The sequence below is a fragment of the Anaerolineales bacterium genome, assembly GCA_022866145.1.
Classification (GTDB): domain Bacteria; phylum Chloroflexota; class Anaerolineae; order Anaerolineales; family E44-bin32; genus PFL42.
Genome location: JALHUE010000254.1, coordinates 1 through 2,981 on the forward strand (window position 1 = coordinate 1; position 2,981 = coordinate 2,981).

Genomic DNA, 2,981 nt, shown 5'->3' on the forward strand with positions numbered 1-2,981 from the left:
GTTCGAGCGCGCCTACTCCGCGCCCTCCGCCTCCCGCGGCGCCACGGGTTTGGAGCTGGCCATGATCAAGACCATGGTCGACAAGATCGGCGGACAGGTGTGGTTCAGCGGGCAGAACCTGGGCGGCAACGTGCTCTCCATTTCCCTGCCTCCGACGGACAGCTAGCATCTCGAGGCCTAGCAAGCGGCCACAGGAGGCAGCCCCATCAAAGGCAGGGCCAGGGAGGGGAGAGGTCGGGGGTGGATTGTGCGGCGCGGTTGCGGGGCGGCGGTGGGCTGGCTGGCGCTTGGCCTGTCGGTTGTGTGCGTGATCGAGACCTGTGCCGCCCTGGCCCGGCCGCTCGCCTCCGTCGATCCGGATGGACCGACCGGCCCCCGCCTGCAGGCGGACTACTCGCCCTGGCTGCCGACCACTTTCGGCCCCGTCCTGAACACCCTGCTGGTTGAGGCTGCCAAGGACTTGAACCTGGCGGGATCCGCCCCCCGCGAGTGGGCGGGCGTCTGCCTCTTGCCGGAAGGCCGCTGCACCCCCGAGGCCGGAGCCAGCCTGGTGGAAGCGACCCCGATCGCGCCCAGGGCCGACCCAGCCGGCGTCAGGGCGTGCGGGGGCGTGCAGGACGCCAAGTGCAAGCCATCGGCGTCTCAAGCCCGGCCTTGAGGCCGGTGCGCGCCTGGCCTGCAGCCGAGCGCCTGTAAGGCAACCGCAAAGCGGCGCCATGCGCCGGATGGACCCCACACACCCCTCCTGTGGCAGCTTCACCCCGAGAACGGCCAGATCTGGGATGTAGGACGCGCGGCCTAATCCCTCAGTGGGATGGCCCGTCGACACGGCGTATGCCATGATGATGCCATGAGTGGCCATGGCCGTCCCCGTGGCGGGGAGGGCTTGGCATTGGGGACACTCCGGTGCGCAGCTTGCAGCTTGTAGAGCGCAGGCTTGGGAGCTGAGGTGTACGAGAAGTGACGACAGAGACAACTGTTCGGCCCGGCTCTCTGGCGGGAGCCACGAATGAGAGTGCAGGCAGCCGTCGAGGATGGACGGCCTGGCTGGGCGTTGGGGGCTCTGTGTTCCTGATGGTCTACGCTTGTGGGCAGTTCGCCCTGATCGGCGGTGCTCCCGACACATCCGGTTTCGACGCCAGCTCGAGCATGGCCGCCGACTACTCGGCATGGCGGCCGGCCGCATTCGCCGCAGTGAACCCGGGGATCATCTTGGCCGCGCTGCGCGATTTCGGCCTGAACGGTCTGCCAGTTCTGTCTAACGGGGGCAACGGCTGTCTCTTGGGCGCCTCCTGCACGCCTCCCAGCCTCACACCGACGCCGTCGTCCACGGCCATGCCGACACCCACGCTGACTGCTCCGACTGCGACCCATGCCGCGACCAAGGTCGATCCGCCCTCGGCCACGCCGAATGATGAGCTGCCTTCCGCCAGAGGGAGCACGGCGACTCCGGCGTACACCGCGACACCCGCCAACACGCCGGTGCCTCCGATACCCACCGACACCGATGTGCCTCCGGCGTCACCGACAGCAGTGCCCCCGACGGCTGTGCCCACGGCCTGCCCATTCGGGGGATGTGAGCCGGATATCGGCACGCCGGATGGCACGTACGCAACGCTGTCCCCTGGGATGGAGATGATCTACAGCCTGGCGAATCCGATCGTGGTTGATGGCTCTCCCGACGTCGATCTCGTGTACTACGAGAGGGAACTTGCGCCGGGAGCGGGAGTCGTCTGGTTCGACTTGGTGGTGATCAGGATCGGCCAGACAGTCACGGGGAATTGGTTTGTCGTCTTCGACTGGGGTGACGGTCAGCCTGACACGAACACCAATGTAGGCAACTTCGGCGTGGACGGGACGGAGGAACCAAACGCCGTGATCGCAACGGGGGACTTGTATGGGGCCCCCCCGTATCAGACCGGGGTGACGATTGACGTGGATGGCTCGGGGGCGCCGCCGGGAACGTATGAGCTTCTCAGCGTGTCCGCGCCCACCCCGGCAGCGGGGGAAACCCGTCTGCCGGATGAGAACACGGAAGTCGACGCTGTCGAAATCCTGCCGACGAGTGCACCCTAGGGGCGGCAGCATGCGGCAGCTGAACCGGATCCGCCCAACGCCTCCAGGCAACCCCCGCCGGCGAATGGTGAGACAATCGGCGCAAGGGTCGACGATCCTCGCCGAGAAGGCGGGGTACAGGGAGAGGAGCGAGCGGTGGCCACGCAGGTGATCGCCGGGCCGATGCCCGTGGCGGAAGATCGCGACCGCAGCCGCAAGCGCCGGCGCGGCCTGATCGCCTGGCTGGCGGTCGTCCTGGCGATCTTCCTGTGCCTGTTCGCCTGCGGCCAGCTCTCGTTGCTGGGCGCCGCGCCGGACACCAGCGGCATGGCCTCAGGTTCGGCCCTGGGCGCAGACTACAACGCCTGGCAGGTTGTGTCCTTCGGTCCACTGCTGCCGCAGCTCGCCCTCGAGGCCATCCGCGACCTGGGCCTGGGTGACGATTTCCAGGTGGCAACCAGCACCACCTGCCTGCTCGGCGCCTCCTGCCCGACCAGCACGCCGCTGGCCGCAAGCGCCACACCCCTGGGTGGCCCCAGCGCCACCCCGGCGGGCTCTCCATCTCCGATCCCCAGCCGGACGCCGGCGGCGACTTCCACATCGGCTGCCCCCACGAACACGCGGCAGCCCCAAGACACCCCAACCCAGACGCCCACGCCCACGCCGTTGGTCTACCCGGTCAAGCTGGCCAATCCGGTCAACATCCCGCCGGGGTCGACCTCGGTGCTATTCACGATCATGGTCATCAACTATGGCAACCCGACCGGCGCCGTCCTGACTGACGTCATCGACCGGCTTCCAGGAGAGATGTCGTTCGCCGGTGGATGCAGTCCGGCTGCGTGCACTCCTTGTGGGAACGGGGTCTGCTGGACGGGCAGCTGGACGATTGCCCAGGGCAGCTTCCGCACGTTCCGCTTCACGGCCAA

General features: G+C 68.0%; 3 protein-coding genes. All 3 read left to right on the plus strand.

Features of this window, described 5'->3' with window-relative positions; genetic code table 11:
- Nucleotides 1–247: 247 nt before the first annotated feature.
- Nucleotides 248–658 carry a hypothetical protein gene (locus tag MUO23_07970; GenBank protein ID MCJ7512891.1) on the plus strand — a complete coding sequence of 137 codons (411 nt, stop codon included), beginning with the start codon at nt 248–250 and terminating at the stop codon, nt 656–658.
- A gap of 302 nt (nt 659–960) precedes the next feature.
- The gene (locus MUO23_07975) at nt 961–2,076 is read left to right on the plus strand and encodes a hypothetical protein (protein MCJ7512892.1); all 1,116 of its coding nucleotides are present in this window, start codon (nt 961–963) and stop codon (nt 2,074–2,076) included.
- A gap of 135 nt (nt 2,077–2,211) precedes the next feature.
- Nucleotides 2,212–2,981, plus strand: a 770-nt coding sequence (locus MUO23_07980) for a hypothetical protein (GenBank protein MCJ7512893.1), incomplete at its 3' end; no start/stop codon positions are given.